This window comes from Streptomyces niveus (genome assembly GCF_001723055.1).
Lineage (GTDB): Bacteria > Actinomycetota > Actinomycetes > Streptomycetales > Streptomycetaceae > Streptomyces > Streptomyces niveus.
Genome location: NZ_MDCR01000208.1, coordinates 377 through 1,357 on the forward strand (window position 1 = coordinate 377; position 981 = coordinate 1,357).

The window sequence follows — 981 nt, forward strand, 5'->3', positions numbered from 1 at the left end:
CCGGTTCCGGGTCGTGGCGCTCCCGCACGCCGGCGGGTGGCCGTCCGCGTTCCGCTCCTGGTGGCAGGTGCTGCCCGAGGACGTGGAGTGTGTCGTCGCCCAACTGCCCGGGCGGGGCACGCGTATCAACGAGCCTCTGGTGACCCGTGTCGAGCCGTTGGTCGACGCCCTCGTCCGCGGTCTGGCGGAGCTGGAGCCCCTGCCGTACGCGGTCGTCGGACACAGCTTCGGCAGCGTGCTCGGATACGAGCTGACCCGGGCCATGGAACGCAAGGGTCTGCCTCCCACCCAGCTGGCGGTGTCCGCGCGCCAGCCGCCGTGCTTCCCCAGCGAGCCGCCGTTCGCCCACCGCAGGACCGACACGGAGCTGCTGGAGCATCTGACGGACATCGGCGGGATGTCTCCCGGGCTCGCGGACCGTACGGACCTGGTCCGGTCGTCACTCCGGGCGATCCGGGCCGACCTGGAGGCGATGGAGACCTACCGGCGGCCACTGTCCGGTGTCCGCGTCCCCATCCTGGCGCTCGGCGCGGTGGACGACCCCGTCGTCATCGACGAGCGGATGCACCTGTGGTCGCTGGAGACGTCCGGCGGCTTCAGCCGGCAGACGTTCACGGGCGGCCACTTCTACCTCTACACACCCACCAACGCGGCGGCCGTCGCCGCCCGTCTGATCCCCGGCTCCGNNCGTGAGTGGCTGGGCCTGGCCGTGCTGGCACTGCCCACCTTGCTGCTGTCCATCGATGTGAGCGTGCTGCACCTGGCCGTACCGCACATCAGCGAGGGCCTGGACCCCTCCGCCGCCCAGATGCTGTGGATCATCGACATCTACGGCTTCCTCATCGCCGGTTTCCTGGTGGCCATGGGCACCCTGGGCGACCGGATCGGCCGCCGGAAGCTGCTGCTGATCGGCGCCGCCGCGTTCGGCGTCGCCTCGCTGGCCGCCGTCTTCGCCGACGGACCGGCCACGCTGATCGCGGC

The 981-nt window shown here is 71.6% G+C and carries 1 protein-coding gene and 1 pseudogene; both read left to right on the plus strand.

What is annotated here, in order from left to right; all coding sequences use genetic code 11:
- Nucleotides 1-13: 13 nt before the first annotated feature.
- Nucleotides 14-686 (plus strand): thioesterase II family protein (locus BHU15_RS23660; protein ID WP_303741298.1); only part of this gene is annotated, 673 nt, incomplete at its 3' end.
- Nucleotides 687-688: 2 nt separating this feature from the next.
- Nucleotides 689-981: pseudogene (locus tag BHU15_RS40900) on the plus strand (MFS transporter); the annotation flags it as partial.